This is a genomic window from Dactylosporangium sp. CA-092794 (assembly GCF_050948465.1).
In the GTDB taxonomy this organism is placed as follows: domain Bacteria; phylum Actinomycetota; class Actinomycetes; order Mycobacteriales; family Micromonosporaceae; genus Dactylosporangium.
The window spans coordinates 11,483,123-11,504,873 of record NZ_CP192044.1 but is presented as its reverse complement, the minus strand read 5'-3'; the positions used below and the strand labels follow the sequence as shown (position 1 = coordinate 11,504,873).

At 72.4% G+C, this 21,751-nt stretch carries 21 protein-coding genes; 18 read left to right on the top strand and 3 right to left on the bottom strand.

Features of this window, described 5'->3' with window-relative positions; all coding sequences use genetic code 11:
- Positions 1–71 precede the first annotated feature (71 nt).
- Complete coding sequence (locus ACQPXD_RS49725) at positions 72–1,607, top strand: chitinase (RefSeq protein ID WP_432831125.1); 1,536 nt, start codon at positions 72–74, stop codon at positions 1,605–1,607.
- 161 nt (positions 1,608–1,768) lie between these two features.
- On the opposite strand, the gene ACQPXD_RS49720 is transcribed toward ACQPXD_RS49725, so the two are convergent.
- Complete coding sequence (locus ACQPXD_RS49720; RefSeq protein WP_432831123.1) at positions 1,769–2,635, bottom strand: hypothetical protein; 867 nt, start codon at positions 2,633–2,635, stop codon at positions 1,769–1,771.
- A gap of 65 nt (positions 2,636–2,700) precedes the next feature.
- Between ACQPXD_RS49720 and ACQPXD_RS49715 the strand changes: the two genes are divergently transcribed.
- From ACQPXD_RS49715 to ACQPXD_RS49670, 10 genes are all read left to right on the top strand, one after another.
- Positions 2,701–3,420 (top strand): beta-phosphoglucomutase family hydrolase, encoded by a 720-nt coding sequence (locus ACQPXD_RS49715; RefSeq protein WP_432831121.1) that lies wholly within the window; start codon positions 2,701–2,703, stop codon positions 3,418–3,420.
- Entirely contained in the window at positions 3,417–5,762 is a 2,346-nt protein-coding gene (locus ACQPXD_RS49710; RefSeq protein WP_432831119.1) for a glycoside hydrolase family 65 protein, read from the top strand. The genes ACQPXD_RS49715 and ACQPXD_RS49710 overlap by 4 nt, the downstream gene beginning before the upstream one ends.
- A gap of 15 nt (positions 5,763–5,777) precedes the next feature.
- On the top strand, positions 5,778–7,736 hold the full coding sequence (locus tag ACQPXD_RS49705; RefSeq protein ID WP_432831117.1) for a TIGR03960 family B12-binding radical SAM protein: 1,959 nt from the start codon (positions 5,778–5,780) through the stop codon (positions 7,734–7,736).
- Positions 7,729–8,553, top strand: a complete 825-nt coding sequence (locus ACQPXD_RS49700; RefSeq protein WP_432831115.1) for a TIGR03936 family radical SAM-associated protein — start codon at positions 7,729–7,731, stop codon at positions 8,551–8,553. Before ACQPXD_RS49705 ends, ACQPXD_RS49700 begins: the two co-directional genes overlap by 8 nt.
- A 90-nt stretch (positions 8,554–8,643) precedes the next feature.
- Positions 8,644–11,514 (top strand): Rne/Rng family ribonuclease, encoded by a 2,871-nt coding sequence (locus ACQPXD_RS49695; protein ID WP_432831113.1) that lies wholly within the window; start codon positions 8,644–8,646, stop codon positions 11,512–11,514.
- Between the two features lie 135 nt (positions 11,515–11,649).
- Positions 11,650–11,964 carry a 50S ribosomal protein L21 gene (gene rplU / locus ACQPXD_RS49690; RefSeq protein ID WP_432831111.1) on the top strand — a complete coding sequence of 105 codons (315 nt, stop codon included), beginning with the start codon at positions 11,650–11,652 and terminating at the stop codon, positions 11,962–11,964.
- A gap of 10 nt (positions 11,965–11,974) precedes the next feature.
- On the top strand, positions 11,975–12,232 hold the full coding sequence (rpmA, locus tag ACQPXD_RS49685; RefSeq protein ID WP_432831109.1) for a 50S ribosomal protein L27: 258 nt from the start codon (positions 11,975–11,977) through the stop codon (positions 12,230–12,232).
- A gap of 283 nt (positions 12,233–12,515) precedes the next feature.
- Complete coding sequence (gene obgE, locus ACQPXD_RS49680) at positions 12,516–13,970, top strand: GTPase ObgE (RefSeq protein WP_432831107.1); 1,455 nt, start codon at positions 12,516–12,518, stop codon at positions 13,968–13,970.
- Positions 13,971–14,039: 69 nt separating this feature from the next.
- A complete protein-coding gene (locus ACQPXD_RS49675) occupies positions 14,040–14,969 on the top strand; it encodes a GNAT family N-acetyltransferase (protein ID WP_432831105.1) in 930 nt (309 codons plus the stop codon).
- 16 nt (positions 14,970–14,985) lie between these two features.
- Positions 14,986–16,134 carry a hypothetical protein gene (locus tag ACQPXD_RS49670; protein WP_432831103.1) on the top strand — a complete coding sequence of 383 codons (1,149 nt, stop codon included), beginning with the start codon at positions 14,986–14,988 and terminating at the stop codon, positions 16,132–16,134.
- Here the strand turns inward: ACQPXD_RS49670 and trpS are convergent.
- Positions 16,067–17,107, bottom strand: a complete 1,041-nt coding sequence (gene trpS / locus ACQPXD_RS49665; RefSeq protein WP_432831101.1) for a tryptophan--tRNA ligase — start codon at positions 17,105–17,107, stop codon at positions 16,067–16,069. The two genes, ACQPXD_RS49670 and trpS, sit on opposite strands and share 68 nt — an antisense overlap.
- A gap of 325 nt (positions 17,108–17,432) precedes the next feature.
- On the opposite strand from trpS, the gene ACQPXD_RS49660 reads away from it, so the two are divergent.
- Positions 17,433–17,603, top strand: coding sequence for a hypothetical protein (locus ACQPXD_RS49660; RefSeq protein ID WP_432831099.1), 171 nt, complete (start codon positions 17,433–17,435; stop codon positions 17,601–17,603).
- Positions 17,603–18,181, top strand: a complete 579-nt coding sequence (locus ACQPXD_RS49655) for a hypothetical protein (RefSeq protein ID WP_432831097.1) — start codon at positions 17,603–17,605, stop codon at positions 18,179–18,181. Before ACQPXD_RS49660 ends, ACQPXD_RS49655 begins: the two co-directional genes overlap by 1 nt.
- A gap of 60 nt (positions 18,182–18,241) precedes the next feature.
- Here ACQPXD_RS49655 and ACQPXD_RS49650 read toward each other — a convergent pair whose 3' ends face one another.
- Positions 18,242–18,460 carry a DUF397 domain-containing protein gene (locus tag ACQPXD_RS49650; RefSeq protein ID WP_432831095.1) on the bottom strand — a complete coding sequence of 73 codons (219 nt, stop codon included), beginning with the start codon at positions 18,458–18,460 and terminating at the stop codon, positions 18,242–18,244.
- Positions 18,461–18,630: 170 nt separating this feature from the next.
- On the opposite strand from ACQPXD_RS49650, the gene nadD reads away from it, so the two are divergent.
- From nadD to ACQPXD_RS49625, 5 genes are all read left to right on the top strand, one after another.
- On the top strand, positions 18,631–19,209 hold the full coding sequence (gene nadD / locus ACQPXD_RS49645) for a nicotinate-nucleotide adenylyltransferase (RefSeq protein WP_432844234.1): 579 nt from the start codon (positions 18,631–18,633) through the stop codon (positions 19,207–19,209).
- An 80-nt stretch (positions 19,210–19,289) separates the two neighbouring features.
- Complete coding sequence (gene rsfS / locus ACQPXD_RS49640) at positions 19,290–19,673, top strand: ribosome silencing factor (protein WP_432831093.1); 384 nt, start codon at positions 19,290–19,292, stop codon at positions 19,671–19,673.
- Positions 19,674–19,698: 25 nt separating this feature from the next.
- Positions 19,699–20,298 (top strand): histidine phosphatase family protein, encoded by a 600-nt coding sequence (locus tag ACQPXD_RS49635; protein WP_432831091.1) that lies wholly within the window; start codon positions 19,699–19,701, stop codon positions 20,296–20,298.
- Between the two features lie 38 nt (positions 20,299–20,336).
- Positions 20,337–20,735 carry a hypothetical protein gene (locus ACQPXD_RS49630; RefSeq protein ID WP_432831089.1) on the top strand — a complete coding sequence of 133 codons (399 nt, stop codon included), beginning with the start codon at positions 20,337–20,339 and terminating at the stop codon, positions 20,733–20,735.
- 81 nt (positions 20,736–20,816) lie between these two features.
- Complete coding sequence (locus ACQPXD_RS49625) at positions 20,817–21,689, top strand: DegV family protein (RefSeq protein WP_432831087.1); 873 nt, start codon at positions 20,817–20,819, stop codon at positions 21,687–21,689.
- The last annotated feature ends 62 nt before the right edge of the window (positions 21,690–21,751 follow it).

Below are 21,751 nucleotides of genomic sequence, written 5' to 3'. Positions count from 1 at the left end.
TAATTCGGGGCCCGTGTGACATGAAGGGACACGTCGACGCCCATCGACGGCTCACCCCCTGGAGCGCCCCCATGCGTCCACGCCACGTCACCCTGCTCGCGGGGGCCGGCGCGGTGGCACTGACCCTCGCCGGGGTCGTGATCGCCATGCCCGCGTCCGCCGCCGAACTGCTCACCAATCCCGGCTTCGAGGCCGGCTCCGCGTCCGGCTGGGCCTGCGACTCCGCGTCGGTCACCTCGGGGGCCGCGCACTCGGGCACCTACAAGCTGGCCGGGTCGCCCACCGGCAGCGCCAACGCGCAGTGCACGCAGACGGTGTCCGTGCAGCCCAACACGCAGTACACCCTCTCGGGTTACGTCAACGGCTCCTACGTCTTCATCGGCGTGACCGGCGGGGTCGAGGCCAGCACCTGGACGCCGGGCACCAACGGCGCATATTCGCAGCTCAGTGTCGCGTTCACCACCGGTGCGAGCCAGACCTCGGCCGTCGTCTACGTGCACGGATGGTACGGGCAGCCGGCGTACACCGCCGACGACTTCTCGCTCAACGGCCCGGGCGGCACGCCGACCACGGTCGCGCCGACCACCCGCTCGCCCTCACCGTCGCCGTCCGCCTCCCGGTCGCCGTCGTCCTCGCCGTCGCCCTCCCCGTCGCGGTCGCCGTCGGCCTCGCCCACGCCGTCGACGTCGCCAACGAACCCCGGCGGGTCGCTGCCCAAGCACTTCCTCACCGGCTACTGGCAGGACTTCACCAACAGCGCGGCGAAGCTGCGGCTGCGCGACGTGCCGGCCGAGTACGACCTGATCGCGGTCGCCTTCGCCAACGCCACCCCGACGCCGGGCGCGGTGTCGTTCTCCGTGGACTCCGGCCTGTCCGGCGCGCTGGGCGGCTACTCCGACGCCGACTTCAAGGCCGACGTGGCCACGCTGCACTCGCGCGGCAAGAAGGTCATCCTCTCCGTCGGCGGCGAGGCCGGGACGGTCGGCGTCGGCGACGCCAATGCCGCGACGAACTTCGCCAACAGCGCGTACTCGATCATGCAGACGTACGGCTTCGACGGCATCGACATCGACCTCGAGAACGGCCTGAACCCGACGTACATGGGCCAGGCGCTGCGCTCCCTGCGCGGTAAGGCCGGCGCGAACCTGATCATCACGCTGGCGCCGCAGACGATCGACATGCAGTCCACGGGCGGCAGCTACTTCGCGCTCGCCCTGAACATCAAGGACATCCTGACGGTCGTCCACACGCAGTACTACAACTCCGGCAGCATGCTCGGCTGCGACCAGATGCAGGCGTACTCCCAGGGCACGGTCAACTTCCTCACCGCGCTGGCCTGCATCCAGCTGGAGAACGGCCTGCGCCCCGACCAGGTGGCCCTCGGTCTGCCGGCCGGCCCGGGCGCGGCGGGCGGCGGGGTGGTCGCCCCGTCGGTGGTCAACCAGGCCCTGGACTGCCTGGCGCTCGGCACGAACTGCGGCTCGTTCCACCCGCCGCACACCTACCCGGGCATTCGCGGCGCGATGACCTGGTCGATCAACTGGGACGTGACGAACGGCACCAACTTCGCCCACACCGTCGACCCGCACCTGGCCGCGCTGCCGTAACGCAAGATCTTGACACTGTTCGATGGGAGGGGGTGATCCCGCGGCCGGATTCGGCCCCGGCCGCGGGACCACCCAGACCGGCTGAGCTTTCTTCCTCCAACACAAGTGCGGGGAGATCGGGTGTACCCAGCACCCGGTCTCCCCGCACTGTTCCGCGGCGCTCAGTCGCGCACGGTGATGGCGGCCCGGATCGTCTGCATCGTGCGGGCGGCGGCGTCCAGGGACTTCCCGGGGAAGACCGCGATCGCGATCATGCCGTGGTCGGACCAGCCGCAGGCGGTGGCGGCCCGGCCGTCCAGGCGGGACCCGGCGCAGCGCTGCTCGCCGCCGAGCGGGCCCGGGTCGATCTCCCGGACGCCCTGGACCTGGATCTTGGTGCCCAGCTTGCCCAGGCTCGCGTCCAGGTCGCGGCCCGGGTCGGTGATGAACCGGGTGGCGCCGAAGACCAGGATGCGGGCCCGGCCGTCGGCGCCGTCGGCGTAGGCGGCGGTGAAGCCGGACTCGTCGAGGTGGTCGGAGGTCAGCGCGGTCTGCAACTGCTCCGCGGCCTTGCGGCTCGCCTGGTCGTTCACCCGGGTCAGGCCGGTCACCGGGGCGTCGAGGTTGACGCTCGCCGGGTACTGGATCCAGTAGGGGCGGGCCCAGGCATACGAGCCGCCGCAGCAGCCCGCGCACAGCACCAGCAGCGACAGCAGCACCCACGGCCACTTGCGCCGCCGGCGGCGGTACTGCCACGGCGGCGGGATCGGGCCGGGGCGGTAGCCCGGGGGCAGCCGGCCGTAGCCGGGCGAGGGGCCGTAGCCGGGCGGGGGACCGTAGCCGGGCGGCGGGACCGGGACATACCGGATCGGCGGCGGCTCGGGCGGCGGGACCGGCAGGTCCAGGGTGCGCGGCGCGGCGGGCAGGTCGAGCGTGTCCTCCCACTGCCGGCGCCGGCGGGAGCCGCCCGGCGGCACGGACGCGGAGCCTACCCACGTGGGTGAGGCCGGCTGCCGCTGGGTCGGCGACTCATCCGCCGGTTGTGTCACAACTTGAAGGCTAACCACCGGGCGCACGCCGCGCAGAGTTCGCCCGGCGGGGATACGGTCGCGGTGTGCTTGGGCTACCGGATCACGTGAGCGCGTGCCTGTTCGATCTCGACGGTGTGCTGACCCCCACGGCGGTCATCCACAACAAGGCCTGGACCGCGACGTTCGACGAGTTCCTCCGGGCCAGGGGCCTGCCGGACTTCGACCCGGTCAACGACTACAACGACTACGTCGACGGCAAGCCGCGCGAGGCCGGCGTCCGCGACTTCCTGTCCTCCCGGGGCATCTCGCTGCCGGAGGGTACCGCGGATGACCCGCCGGACGCGCAGACCGTCAACGGCCTGGGCAACCGCAAGAACGTCCTGCTGCTCAAGCTGCTGGCGGAGGGCGGGCTGCAGCCCTACCCGTCGTCGGTGACCTACCTGGAGCGGGCCCGGGCGGCCGGGCTGCGCCGGGCCGTGGTCAGCTCCAGCGCCAACACCCTGCAGGTGATCACCGCGACCGGGCTGGCCGGCCTGCTGGAGGCCCGGGTCGACGGGCTGACCATCCGCGAGCGCGGGCTCAAGGGCAAGCCGGCCCCGGACACGTTCCTGGAGGCGGCCCGCGAGCTGGGCGTCGAGCCGGCCCGCGCGGCCGTGTTCGAGGACGCGCTGGCCGGGGTCGCGGCGGGGCACGCGGGCGGGTTCTTCGTCGTGGGCGTCGACCGGATCGGCGGCGAGCACGCCGCGGACCTGCGGCGCAGCGGCGCCGACGTGGTGGTACGAGACCTGGGAGAGCTGCTGTGAGCACGTTTCCGGTCGAGCCGTGGGCGCTGCGCGAGACCCGGCTGGACCTCGACGCGGTGGCTCGCACCGAGTCGCTGTTCGCCCTGTCCAACGGGCACATCGGCCTGCGCGGCAACCTCGACGAGGGCGAGCCGTTCGGGCTGCCCGGCACCTACCTGAACTCCTTCTACGAGGAGCGGCCGCTGCCCTACGCCGAGGCCGGCTATGGCTTCCCGGAGGAGGGCCAGTCGATCCTCAACGTCACCAACGGCAAGGTGTTCCGGCTGCTGGTCGACGACGAGCCGTTCGACGTGCGCTACGGCCGGCTGATCTCCCACGAGCGGGTGCTCGACCTGCGGGCCGGCACCCTGCAGCGCGACGTGGAGTGGACCTCCCCGGCCGGCCAGCGGATCCGGGTGCGCACCACCCGGCTGGTGTCGCTGGAGCAGCGCTCGGTCGCCGCGTTCCGCTACGAGGTGGAGCCGCTCGACGAGCCGGCCCGGGTGATCGTGCAGTCGGAGCTGGTGGCGAACGAGGACGTGCCGACGCCGAGCAAGGACCCGCGGGTCGCCGCGGCGCTCGAGCACGCGCTGCTCGCCGAGGGCCACCACGCCCGCGACCTCAACGCGCAGCTGCTGCACCGCACCAACGTCAGCTGCCTGCGGCTCGGCGCCGAGATGGACCACGAGGTCGACGCGCCGGTGCCGGTGCGCTCGCAGACCGAGGCGACCGAGGACTGGGCGCGCACGACGTTCGCCTGCGAGCTGCAGCCCGGGCAGCGGCTGCGGATCGTGAAGTACCTCGCCTACGGCTGGTCGAGCCAGCGCTCCCGGCAGGCGATCCGCGACCAGGTGCACGGCGCGATCGCCGGTGCCCGGCTCGGCGGCTGGGATGGGCTGGTCAAGGCCCAGCGCTCCTACCTCGACGCCTTCTGGGCCCAGGCCGACGTCGAGATCGACGGCGACGCGGAGATCCAGCAGGCGGTGCGCTTCGCGCTGTTCCACCTCATGCAGGCCGGCGCGCGGGCCGAGGCCCGGCCGATCGCGGCCAAGGGGCTCACCGGGCGCGGCTACGACGGCCACGTGTTCTGGGACACCGAGAGCTTCGTGCTGCCGGTCCTGACGTACACCCATCCCCAGGTGGCCCGCGACGGGCTGCGGTGGCGGCACGACACGCTCGACCTGGCCCGCGACCGGGCCCGCCTGCTCGGGCTGAAGGGCGCCGCGTTCCCCTGGCGGACGATCCGCGGGCAGGAGTGCTCGGCCTACTGGCCGGCCGGCACCGCCGGCTTCCACGTCAACGCCGACATCGCCGCGGCCGTGGTCCGCTACGTGCAGGCCACCGGCGACCGCCGGTTCGAGGCCGAGGCCGGGCTGGAGCTGCTGGTGGAGACCGCCCGGCTGTGGCGCTCGCTGGGCCACCACGACCGGCACGGCGTGTTCCACATCGACGGCGTGACCGGCCCCGACGAGTACAGCGCGATCGCGGACGACAACATCTACACGAACCTGATGGCGCAGCAGAACCTGCGCGCCGCCGCCGAGGCCGCCGAGCGGCACCCGGACCTGGCCCGCACCTTCGGCGTCGACGACGAGGAGCTCTCCTCCTGGCGCGACGCCGCCGACCGCGTGCACCTGCCCTACGACCGGGAGCTGGGCGTGCACCAGCAGTCGGTCAACTTCACCCTGCACCAGGAGTGGGACTTCGCCGGCACCCCGGCCGACAACTACCCGCTGCTGCTGCACTACCCGTACTTCGACCTCTACCGGCGCCAGGTGGTCAAGCAGTCCGACCTGGTGCTGGCGATGCACTGGCGCGGCGACGCGTTCACGCCCGAGGAGAAGGCCCGCAACTTCTACTACTACGATGAGCGCACGGTCCGTGACTCTTCGCTGTCGGCGTGCACGCAGGCGGTGATGGCGGCCGAGGTCGGACACACCGAGCTGGCGTACGACTACCTCGGCGAGGCCGCCTTCGTCGATCTCTACGACCTGCAGCACAACGCCGCCGACGGCCTGCACATGGCCTCGCTGGCCGGCACCTGGCTCGCGATCGTGGCCGGCTTCGGCGGCATGCGCGACTACGGCGGGGAGCTCGCGTTCATGCCCCGGCTGCCCGGGCGGCTCGAGCGGCTGCGCTTCGCGGTCACGATCCACGGCGACGTGCTGCGCGTCACGGTGGAGCACGGCCAGGCCACCTACGCCGTCGACCAGGGCGAGATCGCGCTGCGCCACCACGGCGAGCCGGTCACCGTGCGCGCCGGCGAGCCGGTCACGCTGAAGATCCCCGCGCCGCGGCCGGCCACGCCCGCGCCGCACCAGCCGCACGGCCGGGCGCCGCATCGCCGCCGCCGGGAGGAGTAGGTACCCTGGTTATCCGTGAGTGTGACGAGCGTCTTCGGCCAACTCGAGCGACTGCTGCCACGGATCAGCAAACCGATCCAATATGTCGGCGGTGAGCTCGGCGCGGTCGTGAAGGACTGGGACGCCGTCACCGTGCGCTGGGTGCTGTCCTACCCGGACGCCTACGAGGTCGGGCTGCCCAACCAGGGCGTGCAGATCCTCTACGAGGTGCTCAACGAGCAGCCCGACGTGCTCGCCGAGCGCACCTACGCGGTCTGGCCCGACCTCGAGCGGCTCATGCGGGCCGAGGGCGTGCCGCAGTTCACCGTCGACGCGCACCGCCCGGTGGCCGCGTTCGACCTGTTCGGCGTCTCGTTCTCCACCGAGCTGGGGTATACCAACCTGCTCACCATGCTCGACCTGGCCGGCATCCCGTTCGAGGCGCGCGAGCGCGACGGGCGGCACCCGATCGTGATCGCCGGCGGCCACGCGGCCTTCAACCCGGAGCCGATCGCCGACTTCATCGACGCCGCCGTGCTCGGCGACGGCGAGGAGGCGGTCCTGGAGATCACCGGGATCGTCCGGCAGTGGAAGGCCGAGGGTGAGCCCGGCGGGCGCGACGAGCTGCTGCTGCGGCTGGCCCGCACCGAGTCGGTCTACGTGCCGCGCTTCTACGACGTGGACTACCTGCCCGACGGGCGCATCCAGCGGATCGTGCCCAACCGCGCCGACGTGCCCTTCCGCGTGCACAAGCGCACCACGATGGACCTCGACGCGTGGCCCTACCCCAAGAAGCCGCTGGTGCCGCTGGCCGAGACGGTGCACGAGCGCTATGCCGTGGAGATCTTCCGCGGGTGCACCCGGGGCTGCCGCTTCTGCCAGGCCGGCATGATCACGCGGCCGGTGCGGGAGCGCAGCATCACCACGGTCGGGCAGATGGTGGCCGAGGGGCTGGAGTTCTCCGGCTTCCACGAGGTCGGGCTGCTGTCGCTGTCCTCGGCCGACCACTCCGAGATCGGCGACATGTGCTCGGGGCTGGCGCAGCAGTACGAGGGCACCAACGTCTCGCTGTCGCTGCCGTCGACCCGGGTGGACGCGTTCAACGTGACGCTCGCCCAGGAGCTCTCCCGCAACGGGCGGCGCACCGGGCTCACGTTCGCGCCCGAGGGCGGCTCGGAGCGCATCCGCCAGGTGATCAACAAGATGGTCACCGAGGAGGACCTGATCCGCACGGTCGTCACGGCGTATACCAACGGCTGGCGCCAGGTGAAGCTGTACTTCATGTGCGGGCTGCCCACCGAGACCGACGACGACGTGCTGCAGATCGCCAAGCTCGCGCACGAGGTCATCAAGGCCGGCCGGGCCGCCACCGGGTCGCGGGACATCCGCTGCACGGTGTCGATCGGCGGGTTCGTGCCCAAGCCGCACACGCCGTTCCAGTGGGCGCCGATGGCGGAGCCGGAGGTCATCGACCGGCGGCTCAAGGCGCTCAAGGATGCCATCAACGCCGACCGGTCGGTCGGCAAGGCGATCGGCTACCGCTACCACGACGGCGAGCCCTCGCAGGTCGAGGGCCTGCTCAGCCGCGGCGACCGGCGGGTCGGCGCGGTGATCCGGCGGGTGTGGGAGGACGGCGGTCGCTTCGACGGCTGGTCGGAGCACTTCTCGTTCCAGCGCTGGGTCGACGCGGCCAAGGCGGTGCTGCCGGACTACGGGGTGGACCTGGCCTGGTACACCACCCGCGAGCGCGAGCAGAACGAGGTCCTGCCCTGGGACCATCTGGACTCCGGGCTGGACAAGGACTGGCTCTGGCAGGACTGGCAGGACGCCCTGACCGGCTACGAGCAGGACGACTGCCGGTGGACGCCGTGCTTCGACTGCGGCGTCTGCCCCAGCCAGGACACCGAGATCCAGATCGGCCCGACCGGCCGCAAGCTGCTCCCGCTCACGCCGGTCGGCGGCCTGCGGGTGCCGGGTGGGACGCCGCATGCCTAGGCGCCAGCCGGAGAGCAACCAGGAGCCCGTCGTCCAGCGGATCCGGCTGCGGTATGCCAAGCGCGGCCCCCTGCGCTTCACGTCCCACCGCGACTTCGCCCGCGCGTTCGAGCGGGCGCTGCTGCGGGCCAACGTGCCGATCGCCTACTCGCAGGGTTTCACCCCGCACCCCAAGGTCTCCTACGCCTCGGCCGCGCCGACCGGGGTGGCCAGCGAGGCGGAGTACCTGGAGATCGGCCTGCGGGCCGTCGTCGACCCGGCGGACCTGCGGCTGGCCCTCGACGCGGCGCTGTCGCCGGGCCTGGACGTGCTGACGGCGGTCGAGGCGCCGCTGCACGGCGGGGGCAGCCTGGCCGATCGCATCGACGCCTCGGCCTGGCGGATCGAACTGCCCGGGGTCGGCGGGCACGACGCCGAGGTGGCCGTCCGGGCCTTCCTCGACGCCCCCGAGGTGCTGGTCGAGCGCCTCACCAAGCAGGGCCGGCGGACCTTCGACACGCGGGCGGCGGTGGTCCGTTTCGGGCTCGCCGAGCGTGAGGAAGTGTCGGATTCCGCCCTCGGTGGCGTACCTTCCGAGGTCACCGACATACCGTGTGCGATACTCGACCTTGTCGTACGGCAGGCAACCCCGACCGTACGGCCCGACGATGTGCTGTCCGGTCTGCGCGTTGTGGCCGACCTGGAGCCGCCGGTACCGCCCCGTGCGACCCGACTGGCTCAGGGAGTGCTGACCGAGCAGGGCGACCTCGTCGATCCGCTGGCCCCGTCCGGCGCGGCGGATCGGCCGGCGGCCGTCGTCGGGACTTCGTCGCTGTAGACGACGGGTGGATCCGCCAGGTGGCGGGCCGCCGGTCGCCGGGCGCGAGGTCAGCAGACTTGGCGAGCGCCGACGGCTCCGCCGTCGGCGATGATCTTAACGGCGGATCGTCCGCGCGAGTGGATACCTCCGCCGGCACAACATATATGCGGCGCCCCGTGTGGCTGCGTTATTACGCGCCCGGAAGCGCCAGAACTGGAGAACGTCCGCATGTTCGACAACGAGTCGGCGAGCGGCGAGACCACCGGCGAAGAGCCGGTGGCTGCTGCCGCAGCCAACGAAGCAGAGACCACCGCCCCTGTCCGGCGCACCCGGCGCCGGACGACCAAGGCCGCCGCGGAGACCCCCGCCGCGGCCGAGGCCACCGAGAGCACTGAGAACGCCGAAGCCGCACCCCCCACCCGGCGCCGCCGGAAAGCGACGGCCGCCGCCGAAACGGGCGAATTGGGCGAGTCCGGACAGCAGGCGCTGCCGATCGAGGAACCGCCCGTCCCGGTCAAGGCCACCAGGACCCGGCGCAGCCGGGCCAAGGTGGTCGAAGAGCCGGTCGTCGAGGAGCCGGTGGCCGAGGAGCTTGTCCTCGAGGAGCCGGCGCTCGATGAGCCGACCGTCGATGAGCTGCTCGGCGAGGACGAGGCCGACACCCCCGAGGAGCTCGAGCCCCTCGTCGTGGAGGTCGAGGAGGAGGCGTCTCCGCCGGTCCGCCGGGGCCGCCGCGCCGCGCCCGTGCAACTGCTGTTCATGCCGCCCAGCGAGCAGACCCCGCCGCCCGCCAGCACCGAGGACGACGAGGTCGCCGAGGAGGAGCCGGTCGCCCGCGGGCGGCGGCGCCGCCGCGGCCGCGCGGCCACCGAGGAGACGTTCGCCGAGGTGCCCGACGCCGTCGAGGCCGACGACGCGGTCGCCGAGACCGACGAGGCCGAGGCGGACGACGAGGACGACGACCTCGACGCCGCCGCCCGCCGGCGCCGTCGCCGCGGCCGCCGGGGTCGTGGCCGGGGCCGCGGCCCGGCCGGTGACGAGCTGGACGAGGCCGAGACGGAGGCCGACGCCGAGGCCGAGGAGGCATCCGCCGACGAGGAGGCGGAGGCGTCCGCCGACGAGGACGGCGACGACGACGGCGAGGGGCTGACCCGCCGCCGCCGGCGGCGCCGCCGCAAGGGCGCCGCCGACACCGAGGCCGGCGACGACCCGCACGTGGTCGTGAAGATCCGCGAGCCGCGCCCGGCCGCGCGCGAGCGCGACGAGGTGCAGGGCGTCTCCGGCTCCACCCGGCTGGAGGCCAAGCGCCAGCGCCGCCGCGACGGGCGCGAGCAGCGCCGCACCCGCCCGCCGGTGCTGAGCGAGGCGGAGTTCCTGGCCCGCCGCGAGGCCGTGGACCGCACCATGGTCATCCGGCAGAAGAACGACCGCACGCAGATCGCCGTGCTCGAGGACAAGGTGCTCGTCGAGCACTACGTGACCCGGGCCTCGTCGAGCTCGATGGTCGGCAACGTGTACCTCGGCCGGGTGCAGAACGTGCTGCCCAGCATGGAGGCGGCGTTCGTCGACATCGGCCGGGGCCGCAACGCGGTGCTCTACGCGGGCGAGGTCAACTGGGACGCCACCGGCCTCGAGGGGCGCACCCGCACCATCGAGCAGGCGCTCAAGTCCGGCGACTCCGTGCTCGTGCAGGTGACCAAGGACCCGATCGGCACCAAGGGCGCCCGGTTGACCAGCCACATCGCGCTGTCCGGGCGGCACCTGGTCTACGTGCCGCACGGCAACGCGTCCGGCATCAGCCGGAAGCTGTCGGACGTGGAGCGCAAGCGGCTGCGCGACGTGCTCAAGAACCTGGTCCCCGACGGCGCCGGCGTGATCGTGCGCACCGCGGCCGAGGGCGCCTCCGAGGACGACCTGGCCCGCGACGTCAAGCGGCTGCAGGCGCAGTGGGAAGCCATCGGTGAGAAGGCCGCGACCAGCAGCGCGCCCGCCCTGCTCTACGAGGAGCCGGAGCTGGTCGTGCGGGTCGTCCGCGACCTGTTCAACGAGGACTTCCGCGAGCTGCTGATCCAGGGCAGCGACGCCTACGAGTCGGTCGAGCCCTACCTGTCGCACGTCTCGCCCGACCTGGTCGACCGGGTGCACCGCTACACCGGCGTCGGTGACGTCTTCGCCGACCTGCGCATCGACGAGCAGCTGATCAAGGCGCTCGACCGGCGGGTGTTCCTGCCCTCCGGCGGCAGCCTGGTCATCGACCGCACCGAGGCGATGACCGTGATCGACGTCAACACCGGCAAGTACACCGGTGCGGGCGGCAACCTCGAGGAGACGGTCACCCGCAACAACCTCGAGGCGGCCGAGGAGATCGTCCACCAGCTGCGCCTGCGCGACCTGGGCGGCATCATCGTCATCGACTTCATCGACATGGTGCTCGAGTCCAACCGGGAGCTGGTGCTGCGCCGGCTGACCGAGTGCCTGGGCCGGGACCGCACCAAGCACCAGGTCACCGAGATCACCTCGCTCGGCCTGGTGCAGATGACCCGCAAGCGGGTCGGCCAGGGCCTGCTGGAGGCGTTCAGCGAGACCTGCGAGGTGTGCAAGGGCCGCGGCCTGATCATCCACACCGAGCCGATCCCGGAGAAGCGCGGCGGCGGCAGCGGCGGGCACTCCCACGCGGTGGCCAAGGTCGCCTCGGCCACGGCGTCGAGCGGGGTCACCAGCGGCGTGGAGGAGGCCGACGCGCCCGCGCCGCGCGGCCGGCGGCGCGGCCGCCGGGGCGCCACCGCGGTCGCCGAGGAGGCCGACGGCGCGGTCGAGGCGCCGCACGTGGTCGAGGACGTGCAGGAGGAGGCGGAGTACACGCCGATCGCCTCCGAGGACGACCCCGACAACGTCGAGGACGACGAGGACGAGGGCTCGGGCAACGGCGCCCGCCGGCGGACCCGCCGGGGTGGCGTGCGCCGGCGCACCAGGCCCTGATTTGGGGAGTACGCCAGCCATGGCGTACTCTCTCTAAAGCGCACTTTCGTGCGCAGGGTTCTTTGCGTGCCCCTTTTCGCAAGGCGGCACGAGCCCGATCAGCCCGCCAGAAGCTACGACAGGAGTCCGCGTCCCATGTACGCGATCGTCAAGACCGGCGGCAAGCAGTACAAGGTCGCCGAGGGCGATGTGATCGAGGTCGAGAAGCTCGCGGGCGAGCCGGGCGATGCGCTGACGCTCTCCGCTGTCCTGCTTGTCGACGGCGAGGATCTCATCACCGACGCGGCCAAGCTTGCCAGCGCCGAGGTGACCGCCGAGCTCGTCGCGCACACCAAGGGTCCGAAGATCCGGATCCACAAGTTCAAGAACAAGACCGGCTACCACAAGCGCCAGGGTCACCGTCAGCCGCTGACCCAGGTGAAGGTCACCGGCATCTCCACCGGGAAGTAGGACAAGCGCGATGGCACACAAAAAGGGTGCGTCCAGCTCGCGGAACGGGCGCGACTCGCAGGCCCAGCGGCTCGGCGTGAAGCGGTTCGGCGGCCAGCTCGTCAAGGCCGGCGAGATCATCATCCGCCAGCGCGGCACGAAGTTCCACCCGGGCGACCTCGTCGGCCGCGGTGGCGACGACACGCTGTTCGCGCTCGCCGCCGGTCATGTGACCTTCGGCACCAGGCGCGGCCGCAAGCTGGTCAGCATCACTCCGGCCGAGGGCTGATCTCGCAGTTTTCGCGCGGCGGGCAGGGGCATAAATCGTCCCTCGCCCGCCGTTGCCTTGTTTCGGGACTCAGGTTCGTGCAACTGACGACCGTCGCTCCCGTCAGACACCGGTCGGGCCTGGCGGCCCTCCCTGCCAGGTCCGTGGTGCCAAGAACAACGCTCTGTGTTCTTGGCACCACGAAGTCGCAGGGAGGCGCGCCAGCGCCGAGCGAGTCGCCCGGGAGGAACGGTCCGCGAGTGACGCGGACCCGGGCCAAAAATATTCTTGAAAGGTATTCGCGGTGACCTCGTTCGTTGACCGGGCCGTGCTGCACGTGAGGGCCGGCGACGGTGGTCACGGTTGCGTGTCCATCCACCGGGAGAAGTTCAAGCCGTTCGGCGGCCCCGACGGCGGCGACGGCGGCCACGGCGGCAGCGTCACGCTCGTCGTCGACCCCGGCGTCCACACGTTGCTCGACTTCCACTTCCACCCGCACCAGAAGGCCCGCAACGGCCAGGGCGGGGCCGGCAATGACCGCGACGGCGCCAACGGCGAGACGCTCACCCTGCGGGTGCCCGACGGCACCGTCGTGCAGACCGTCGGCGGGGAGGTGCTCGCCGACCTCGTCGGTGCCGGCACCCAGTTCGAGCTGGCCCGCGGCGGCCGCGGCGGGCGGGGCAACGCCTCGCTGGCCAGCACCCGGCGCAAGGCGCCCGGCTTCGCCGAGCTCGGCGAGCCCGGCGAGGAGCTCGACGTGGTGCTCGAGCTCAAGAGCGTCGCCGACGTCGGCCTGGTCGGCTTCCCGTCGGCCGGCAAGTCCTCGCTGATCGCGGCGATCTCCGCGGCCCGGCCCAAGATCGCCGACTACCCGTTCACCACCCTCGTGCCCAACCTCGGCGTCGTGCAGGCCGGCGACGAGACGTTCACCGTCGCCGACGTGCCCGGGCTGATCCCGGGCGCCGCCACCGGCAAGGGCCTGGGGCTGGAGTTCCTCCGGCACATCGAGCGCACCGCCGTGCTCGTCCACGTGGTGGACACCGCGGCGCTGGAGACCGAGCGCGACCCGGTCTCCGACATCGACGCCATCGAGGCGGAGCTGGCCGCCTACGGCGGGCTGGAGGACCGGCCGCGCATGGTGGTGCTCAACAAGATCGACGTGCCCGACGGGCGCGACCTCGCCGGCATCGTGCGCCCCGAGCTGGAGGCCCGCGGCCACACCGTGCAGCAGGTGAGCGCGGTCACCCGGGAGGGCCTGCGCGAGCTGGTCTTCGCCGTGGCCGAGCTGGTGCGCAAGCACCGGCTGGCCGCGCCGCCGCCGGAGCGCACCCGGATCGTCCTGCGCCCCGTCGCGGTCGACGACAGCGGCTTCATCATCCAGCGCGACGCCGAGGGCGTCTACGTGGTCCGGGGCGGCGCGCCGGAGCGCTGGGTGCGTCAGACCAACTTCGACAACGACGAGGCCGTCGGGTACCTTGCCGACCGCCTCGCCCGGCTCGGGGTCGAGGTGGCGCTCAAGAAGGCCGGCGCCCAGCCCGGCGACCCGGTCCGCATCGGCGCCCGGGAGTTCGACTGGCAGCCGAACCTGTTCGTCGAAGAGGAGTTCGTGCCCGGCAACCGGGGCACCGACTACCGGCTCGAGGAGTCCGGCAAGCGGGTCGGGGCGGCCGAGCGCAAGGCCATGCGGGCCGCCCGCCGCCGGCCGTACGAGGAGTTGGAAGTTTCACCCGCGGACGCGGCCGAAGACGAAGATTTTTGACCCGCTGCGCAACGAAAATCGCTGGTCAAGTGAAACATCCGGGAAATCCGGGTTGCGTACCGTCGTTCCATGTTGATCGAGCAACGTCCATCGGGCGACTCGGAGGTCATCGCGCTCGTCGTCGACCAGCAGGTGGAACTGCGCGCGCGTGACGGTGGCCGGGAGGGCCACGTGTACGCGGTCGACCCGGCCGCGCGCTACCTGGTCGCGGTCGTCGGCGGCGACGCGGTCGCCTGCGGCGCGCTGCTGCCCATCGACATCGACGCCGCGGAGGTGACCCGGCTCTACGTGCGCCCGGCGTACCGCGGCCGCGGCCTGGCCCGCCGGATGCTCGCCGCGCTGGAGGACTTCGCCGCCTCCCGCGGCCACCGGGTGCTGCGCCTGGAGGCGGGCGTGACCTCGCCCGAGGCCATCTCGCTGTTCCTCGCCGCGGGCTACCGGCCGATCCCCCGCTTCGGCCGCTACGTGAAGTACGAGGCGAGCCGGTGCTTCGAGAAGCGCTTCGACGACGACGACGGCGCGCGCGAGGTGCGGGTCGTGCGCCGCGTCGCCACCGACCCGGCCGTCGCCGAGCTCATCCAGCTCTCCGCCGACGAGGCCACCAACCGCTACGGCAACGCCGAGGCGCGGCGGTTCCCGGTCGACCCGATGGCCAAGTTCGTGCTGGCCACCGTCGACGGGGTGGCCGCCGGCTGCGGCGCGATCCAGCCGCTGGACGACCAGACCATCGAGGTCAAGCGCATGTTCGTGCGCCCGGCCTACCGCGGCAAGGGGATCGCCCGGCGGGTGCTCGCCGCGCTGGAGGACCTCGCCGCCGGCCTGCACTACCCGGTCATCCGGCTGGAGACCGGCCCCCGTCAGCCCGAGTCCATCCGATTGTACGAATCGGCCGGTTACCGACCGATTCCGCCGTATGGGCCGTACGTACACAGCCCGCTCAGCCTGTGCTATGAAAAACTCGTGATTGCTCCCGAGCCCATCGCGTCTGAGCTCGCCTGAGGCTAGTGTCTGGTCGGTGGGCATCCTCGAGCGGCTGACCCGACCGACCCGTTCACCGCGGGAGCGCTTCGCCGACCAAGTGCTGGCCGAGCTGCGCAGACTCGGATTCACCGACGCCGAATTCCGCCCGACCCAGTTCGCCATCGTGTGCGAATGTGGCCAGGACGCATACAGCTGGCTCTTCCTGTCGAAGGCCTTTACCCAGTACCAACGCAATCCGGGCGACAAGAAACAGTTCGTGCGGGAGTTCGTGGCGCACAGCCTCGCCCCGCCCGCCCAGCCGGAGAGCTTCGCCGCGGCGCTGCCCGACCTGCGCCTGGCCCTGCGCCACGCGGCCCGCGGCACCCGCACGCTGCGCCGCCCCGCATTACCGCACCTCGACGAGGTCGTCCTGGTCGGCGAGATACCGCTGGACATCGACAGCCCGGGGCGCTGGGGGGTGAGCCCGGAGGAGATCTTCGCCGCGGCGCACCACCGCACGCTGGCCCGGGCCGAGCTGCCGTCCTCGGCCGGCTTCTTCGGCCCGTCGGTCCTGCACGTGCCGGACTACGGCGGCGAGCACCTGGTCTCCTGGGTCCTGCTGGACGGGTGGCTGGCCGAGCTCGACGATCAGGTCGGCGGCCGGGCGGTCGCGTTCCTGCCCAGCACGCTCATGCTGCTGGTGTGCGCCGACGAGCCGCGGCTGGTCGAGCAGCTCTACGAGCTGGCCGCCGACGAGTACACGCGGACCCCGCGGCCGCTGTCGCCGATGGCGTACACGACCGACGACGACGGGCGAGTGGTGCCGTTCCTGCCGCCGCGCGGGCACCCGGCGTATCCGGCCGCGGTCCGGGGGGCGCGCCGGCTCGCCGTCGACGTCGCCGAGCACCAGCGCCGGACCCTGGGCGATCCGCGGCTGGCCGAGGCCACCCTCGCCGCCCGGCCGGACGGGTCGGCGTTCACGACGGCCGTGTGGGCGGTCGGGACGCCGGCGCTGCTGCCCGCCGTGGATCTGGTGGGCGTGTCCGTGCCGGGCGAGAAGGTGTTCCACGTGCCGTGGGCGCTGCTGGTGGAGGCCGATCTGCTGGTCGAGGAGATCGACTACCGGCCGGCCCGCTTCAGCGCGCTGGCGCAGCCGTCACCGGCGTCCCTCGGCTACCTGCGGGAGCGCGCCGTCCGCTGGTGAGGCCCAGCGCTTCGCGGGCGCGCCCGACCGTGGCGTCGGCGCGCTCGCGGGCGCGGTCCGCGCCTGCCCGCAGCGTGTGCTCGATGTCCTCGGGGGACAGGTCGTGGTAGCGCCGCTGGATCGGCCGCAGCAGGTCGATCACCGCCGCTGCCGCGGCCTCCTTGAGTTCGCCATAATTTGCGTACTTTGTGGCGATTTCCGCGGGTTGGTCGCCGGTGCAGCCCGCGAGGATGTCGAGGAGGTTCGAGACGCCGGGCTTGCCCTCGGGGTCGTAGACCACCTCCGTGCCGCCGTCGGTGACCGCCCGCATGATCTTGCGGCGGAGCACGTCCGGCGGGTCGAGCAGGAACAGCACCCCGTTGGCCGAGGCGTTGGTCTTGCCCATCTTGGCGGTCGGGTCGGACAGGTCGGCCAGGCGGGCCGCGACCGGCGCGAGGACCGTCGAGGGGACGGTGAACACCGGTCCGTAGCGCTCGTTGAACCGCAGCGCCAGGTCGCGGGTGAGCTCGACGTGCTGGCGCTGGTCGCGCCCGACGGGCACCTCGTCGATGTCGTGCAGCAGGATGTCGGCGGCCTGCAGGACCGGGTAGGTCAGCAGCGACAGCCGGGAGCCGCTGCCGCCATCCTTGTTCTTGAAATGGGCTTCCTTGAATTGGATCATCCGGTGCGCCTCGCCGTAGCTGGTCACGCACTCGAGCAGGTAGTGCAGCTCGGAGTGGGCGGTCAGGTCCGATTGGCGGTACAGCACCGTGCGGGCCGGGTCGACGCCGGCGGCCAGCAGCAGGCCGCCGACCTCCAGGGACAGCTCGCGCAGCCGGCTCGGATCGTGCGGCACGGTCATGGCGTGCAGGTCGGCGATGAACGCCACCGTCGGGTGGTCGTGCTGCGCGTCGACGACCGGCCGGATCGCGCCGGCGTAGTTGCCCAGCTGCAGATGGCCGGTCGGCTTGAACCCCGATATGCGTCGGGACATGGCTCGTTCCTCCTGGTTTGCGCCTGATTTGCGCGTGGCTCGCGGCCAAGGGAATCCGAGCGCCCACACAGAACGACCGCCCGGACCGGGCGGCCTTGGTGATATGTGGGGATATCGCGGTGTGCGAAGTCTGGCCGCCCCTATGGGGCGGGCCAGCTGAGCCGTTGGGCGGTGCACTGCGACATGTATCGGAGCGTATCACCGGTGCGCGGCGCTCGGATGCACAGATATCTGTCGGTGGGGCGGGTTTCCCGCTGGCCCCTCCCAAGCGGCGTTTTCTGGTGTTCGCTGGGGCGCTGGAAGGTGATCGACGGGGGGAGGACCCGTGCATCGAAAGATCGACGAGGACCGGGACTGGCTGCGGCTGGAGTGCCCGGTGTGCCGGGGCTGGCTGGGCGTGCCGGCGGCGGTACCGCGCGGGCTGCCGGCCGAGCGGGTGGCGCGGCGGCTCGACGCGTTCACGCACCGGCACCGGGCGTGCGGGCGGCGGGCGTGATGCGGCTGCGGCAGTTCCGGCTGCTCGTGGCCGGGGAAGTGACGCCGGGCGCGGCGGACGCGCTGTTCGGCCGGGCGGCGGACCTGTGCGTGGAGGTGCTGCCGCCGAACGATGTCGTCCCGGTGGCTCCCGGCTCCGGCGGTCCGGTCGGGGCCGGCGGGGAGCCGGGCGGCGCGGACTGGCCGGCCGGGCGGGTGGCGTGGGTGGCGTTCGACCGGGACGCGCCCTCGCTGCTGGACGCCGTCGTGTCCGGGGTGCGTGACCTGGACGTGGCGGGGCTGGCGATCGAGTCGGCGCTCGCCGACGACCCGCTGGTCACGCTGGAGACGATCGGCGAGCGGCTCGACCGGCCCGCGGTGGCGGTGCGCTCCTGGGCGCTGCCCGAGCCGGTGTTCGCGCACCCTCGCCGGCCGGTGTACGACTGGCCGGAGGTGGCGGAGTGGCTGGAGGGGCACCGGGGCTACCGGCCGCCGGATGAGGAGGCGGCGCTGGAGGCGGTGACGCTGACGCTGCGGGTGCGTGCCCTCGGGCCGCGGCTGGAGCGCATGACCGCGCTGCGGTCGCTGCTGCAGCCCTGACCGTTGCCCGGGCGGTCACCGCATTGCGCCGGTGGCCGCCCGGGCCCGGCCCCTGGCCGGTCAGACGTCGAATTCGCCGTCCTTGGCGCCCGCCACGAACGCGTCCCACTCGTCCTGGGTGAAGACCAGGATGGGACTGCCCGGATCGGCGCCGTTGCGCAGGCCGATGAGGTCGTCCACGAATGCCACCTCGACGCGGCTGCCGTGGCTGTCGCCGGGGGCGGAACGCCACACGGCGCGGGAGTCGTCGAACTCGCCTTTGGGATGGGACAGCGTCATGTGCGCCACGCTACAGCGGCCCCGGCGGGGTCCCGGCGGCGGTTTGTGCGACTCGTGGGTGGTCCCGGGGTCGGGTCGGGGGGTGGCCGGGGGATGTGCCGGAGGTGACGAGCAGCACGACGCCGAATGGCGGCTCTGATCATTACGATGCGGTGATGCGCGTGGGCATCATGGGCGGCACCTTCGACCCGATCCACAACGGCCACCTCGTGGCGGCCAGCGAGGTGGCGGACCTCTTCGGGCTGGACGAGGTGGTGTTCGTGCCGACCGGCCAGCCGTGGCAGAAGGGCGAGTTCGCGGTCAGCCCGGCCGAGGACCGGTATCTGATGACCGTCATCGCCACCGCCTCCAACCCGCGATTCACGGTCAGCCGGGTGGACATCGACCGGAGCGGGCCCACCTACACCGTGGATACGCTGCGCGATTTGCGGGCTTCATACGGTACCGACGCTGAATTGTTCTTCATCACCGGCGCCGACGCGCTGAGCAAGATCCTGTCCTGGAAGGACGCCGCGGACCTGTTCGCGCTGGCGCACTTCGTGGGCGTGACCCGGCCCGGCTTCGAGCTCAACGCGGAGCACCTGCCCGCCGACACGGTCAGCCTGGTGCAGGTCCCGGCGATGGCGATCTCGTCCACGGACTGCCGGCGGCGGGTGGAGGAGGGCAAGCCGGTGTGGTATCTGGTGCCGGATGGTGTGGTGCAGTACATCGCAAAGCGCGGTTTGTACCGAAAAGTCGGCAACAACTGAGCAGCAAAATGTCGTACCCGCGTGAGAGGCTGGAACGAGCCCGGCGGACCTGGCCGGGGTGGTTCGACGAAGGGAGTCCGGTGCCCGCCACTGAGCGTGCCCGCGAGCTGGCGCTCACCGCCGCGCAAGCGGCCGCCGACAAGAAGGCCGAAGACATCGTCATCCTCGACGTGGCCGACCAGCTGGTCATCACCGACGCGTTCCTGCTCGCCTCGGCGCCCAACGAGCGCCAGGTCCTGTCGATCGTCGACGCGATCGAGGAGCGTCTGGTGCAGCTGCCGGAGAAGGCCAAGCCGGTGCGCCGCGAGGGTGAGCGAGCCGGTCGGTGGGTGCTGTTGGACTACGTCGACATCGTCGTCCACGTCCAGCACACGGAGGAGCGGGAGTTCTACGCGCTCGACCGGCTGTGGAAGGACTGCCCGCAGATCGAGTTCGTGGACCGCGACCTGCCCGCCTCGGCATGATCGCTCGCGGTTCGGGGGTGGCCGCGTGACGCTGCTCGTGTTGTGGCGGCACGGTCAGACCGAGTGGAACGCGACACTTCGGATTCAGGGGCAGACCGACACGGAGCTGTCCGCCGTGGGTCTTGAGCAGGCCCGGGAGAGTGCGCCGCGGCTTGCCGCGCTGAGCCCGGCCCTGCTCTACGCCAGCGACCTGACCCGGGCCGCCAGCACGGCGGCGGAGCTCGCGGCGGTCTCGGGGCTGCCCGTGACCTACGATCCGCGGCTGCGCGAGCGCGGCTTCGGCGACTGGGAGGGCCTCACCCACCCCGAGGCGACGCAGCGCTGGCCCGAGTCGTTCGGCCGCTGGCTGCGCGGCGAGGAGGTCGGCGACGCCGGCGTGGAGGAGATCGACGCGGTGGCGAAGCGCATGGTCGCGGCGCTGCTCGACATCGCCTCGGCGGCCGGCCCCGACGGCGTCGCGGTCGTGACGACGCACGGCGCGGCGGCCCGCTTCGCCACGGTCGCGCTGCTGGGGTGGCCGATGGAGCTGGCGGCCACGCTGGGGGCGATGCACAACTGCCACCGGACCCACCTGCGCCACGATCCGGTGCGCGGGTGGACGCTGCAGGCCCACAACGTGCCGTGATCGGGAACCGGGGGACCGGGACTAGCGTCGGAGGGGTTATGAGACTTCGGTTCGTCGTGCTGGTCGGGTTCGCCGGGCTCCTGCTGGTCGCCTGCGCTTCGCCGGACTCGTCCGAGCCCGTTTCGGCGCCGCCGCCGTCCATCGCTACGCCTCCTGGTTCGGGCGGCCCGTCGCTGCCCGCTTCGGGCGGCCCGTCGCTGCGGCCCGGGGATTCGTCGGTGGTGGAGGTTTCGGTCACCGGGACGGTCCAGGACGGGGTCGAGCCCGGGTGCGTGCTGCTGGCCACCGACTCGAAGACGTATCTGCTGGTCGGGCCGAAGCGGGCGGAGCTGCCGAAGGCCGGGACGCGCGCGACCGTCTACGGCCATCCGGAGCCGGACCTGCTCAGCACCTGCCAGCAGGGGACGCCGTTCCGGGTCAACCGGGTCGAGCCGTGATGCGTGTGGTATTTGGGTGAGCGCGGCGGCCGGTGACGGTTGGGGGATGGCCGGCGGGTCGCAATCGGCTACCGTGCCGTCATGACCGGCCCACACCCCGCCGTCTCGGTGGTCACCGATTCGACCGCCTACCTGCCGCCGCTGCCCGCCACCGCCACGCCGGGCGGCCGCCTCACCGTTGTCCCGCTCGCCGTGGTCGTCAACGGCGTGCCGGGCCTGGAGACCGTCGACATCGACTCCGCCACCGTCGCCGACGCGTTGAACGCCCGGCGGGTCTCCGTAACCACCTCCAGGCCGTCCCCCGAGGCGTTTTCCGAGGTGTACCGCCAATTGTTCGCCGATGGCGCCGACGGCATCCTCTCGGTGCACCTGTCGGCGCGGCTCTCCGGGACCTATGACGCCGCGGTGCTGGCCGCCGCCGAGTTCGACGGGCGGGTGGAGGTGATCGACACCCAGTCGACCGGGATGGGCCTCGGCTTCCCGGCGCTCGCCGCCGCCGACGCCGCCGCGGCCGGCGGGACGCTCGAGGAGGTGCGGCGGGCGGCGGTGGACGCGGCCGCGCGTACCACCACCCTCTTCTATGTCGACACCCTCGAGTTCCTGCGCCGCGGCGGCCGGATCGGCGCGGCCGCGGCGCTGCTGGGCACCGCGCTGTCGGTGAAGCCGATCCTGCACACCACCGAGCAGGGCGTCGTGGTGCGGGAGAAGGTCCGCACCGCGAGCCGCGCACTGGCCCGCCTCGTCGACATCGCCGCCGAGGCCGCCGGGGACGCGGACGTCGACATCGCCGTGCACCACCTCGCCGCCCCGGACCGCGCCGACGCGCTGCTCACCACGCTCAAGGAGCGGCTGGGCGAGCAGCTGCGCGGCGCGTATCTCACCGAGGTCGGCGCGGTCGTCGGCGCCCACGTCGGCCCGGGCATGGTCGCCGTCGTGGTCTATCGGCTCGCATAGCACGCCGAACCCCGGCCGCCGACGTTTTCCACAGGCCGATCCGGGGTTATCCACAGGTTCAC

Excerpts from the sequence above, each read along its gene's own strand:
- ACQPXD_RS49700 (WP_432831115.1), top strand. The coding sequence starts at position 7,729 with ATGCCTAGGCGCCAGCCGGAGAGCAACCAGGAGCCCGTCGTCCAGCGG.
- ACQPXD_RS49630 (WP_432831089.1), top strand. The coding sequence starts at position 20,337 with ATGAGACTTCGGTTCGTCGTGCTGGTCGGGTTCGCCGGGCTCCTGCTG.
- ACQPXD_RS49675 (WP_432831105.1), top strand. The coding sequence starts at position 14,040 with ATGTTGATCGAGCAACGTCCATCGGGCGACTCGGAGGTCATCGCGCTC.
- ACQPXD_RS49625 (WP_432831087.1), top strand. The coding sequence starts at position 20,817 with ATGACCGGCCCACACCCCGCCGTCTCGGTGGTCACCGATTCGACCGCC.
- trpS (WP_432831101.1), bottom strand. The coding sequence starts at position 17,107 with ATGTCCCGACGCATATCGGGGTTCAAGCCGACCGGCCATCTGCAGCTG.
- rplU (WP_432831111.1), top strand. The coding sequence starts at position 11,650 with ATGTACGCGATCGTCAAGACCGGCGGCAAGCAGTACAAGGTCGCCGAG.
- nadD (WP_432844234.1), top strand. The coding sequence starts at position 18,631 with ATGGGCGGCACCTTCGACCCGATCCACAACGGCCACCTCGTGGCGGCC.
- ACQPXD_RS49650 (WP_432831095.1), bottom strand. The coding sequence starts at position 18,460 with ATGACGCTGTCCCATCCCAAAGGCGAGTTCGACGACTCCCGCGCCGTG.
- ACQPXD_RS49725 (WP_432831125.1), top strand. The coding sequence starts at position 72 with ATGCGTCCACGCCACGTCACCCTGCTCGCGGGGGCCGGCGCGGTGGCA.
- ACQPXD_RS49655 (WP_432831097.1), top strand. The coding sequence starts at position 17,603 with ATGCGGCTGCGGCAGTTCCGGCTGCTCGTGGCCGGGGAAGTGACGCCG.
- ACQPXD_RS49695 (WP_432831113.1), top strand. The coding sequence starts at position 8,644 with ATGATCTTAACGGCGGATCGTCCGCGCGAGTGGATACCTCCGCCGGCA.
- rpmA (WP_432831109.1), top strand. The coding sequence starts at position 11,975 with ATGGCACACAAAAAGGGTGCGTCCAGCTCGCGGAACGGGCGCGACTCG.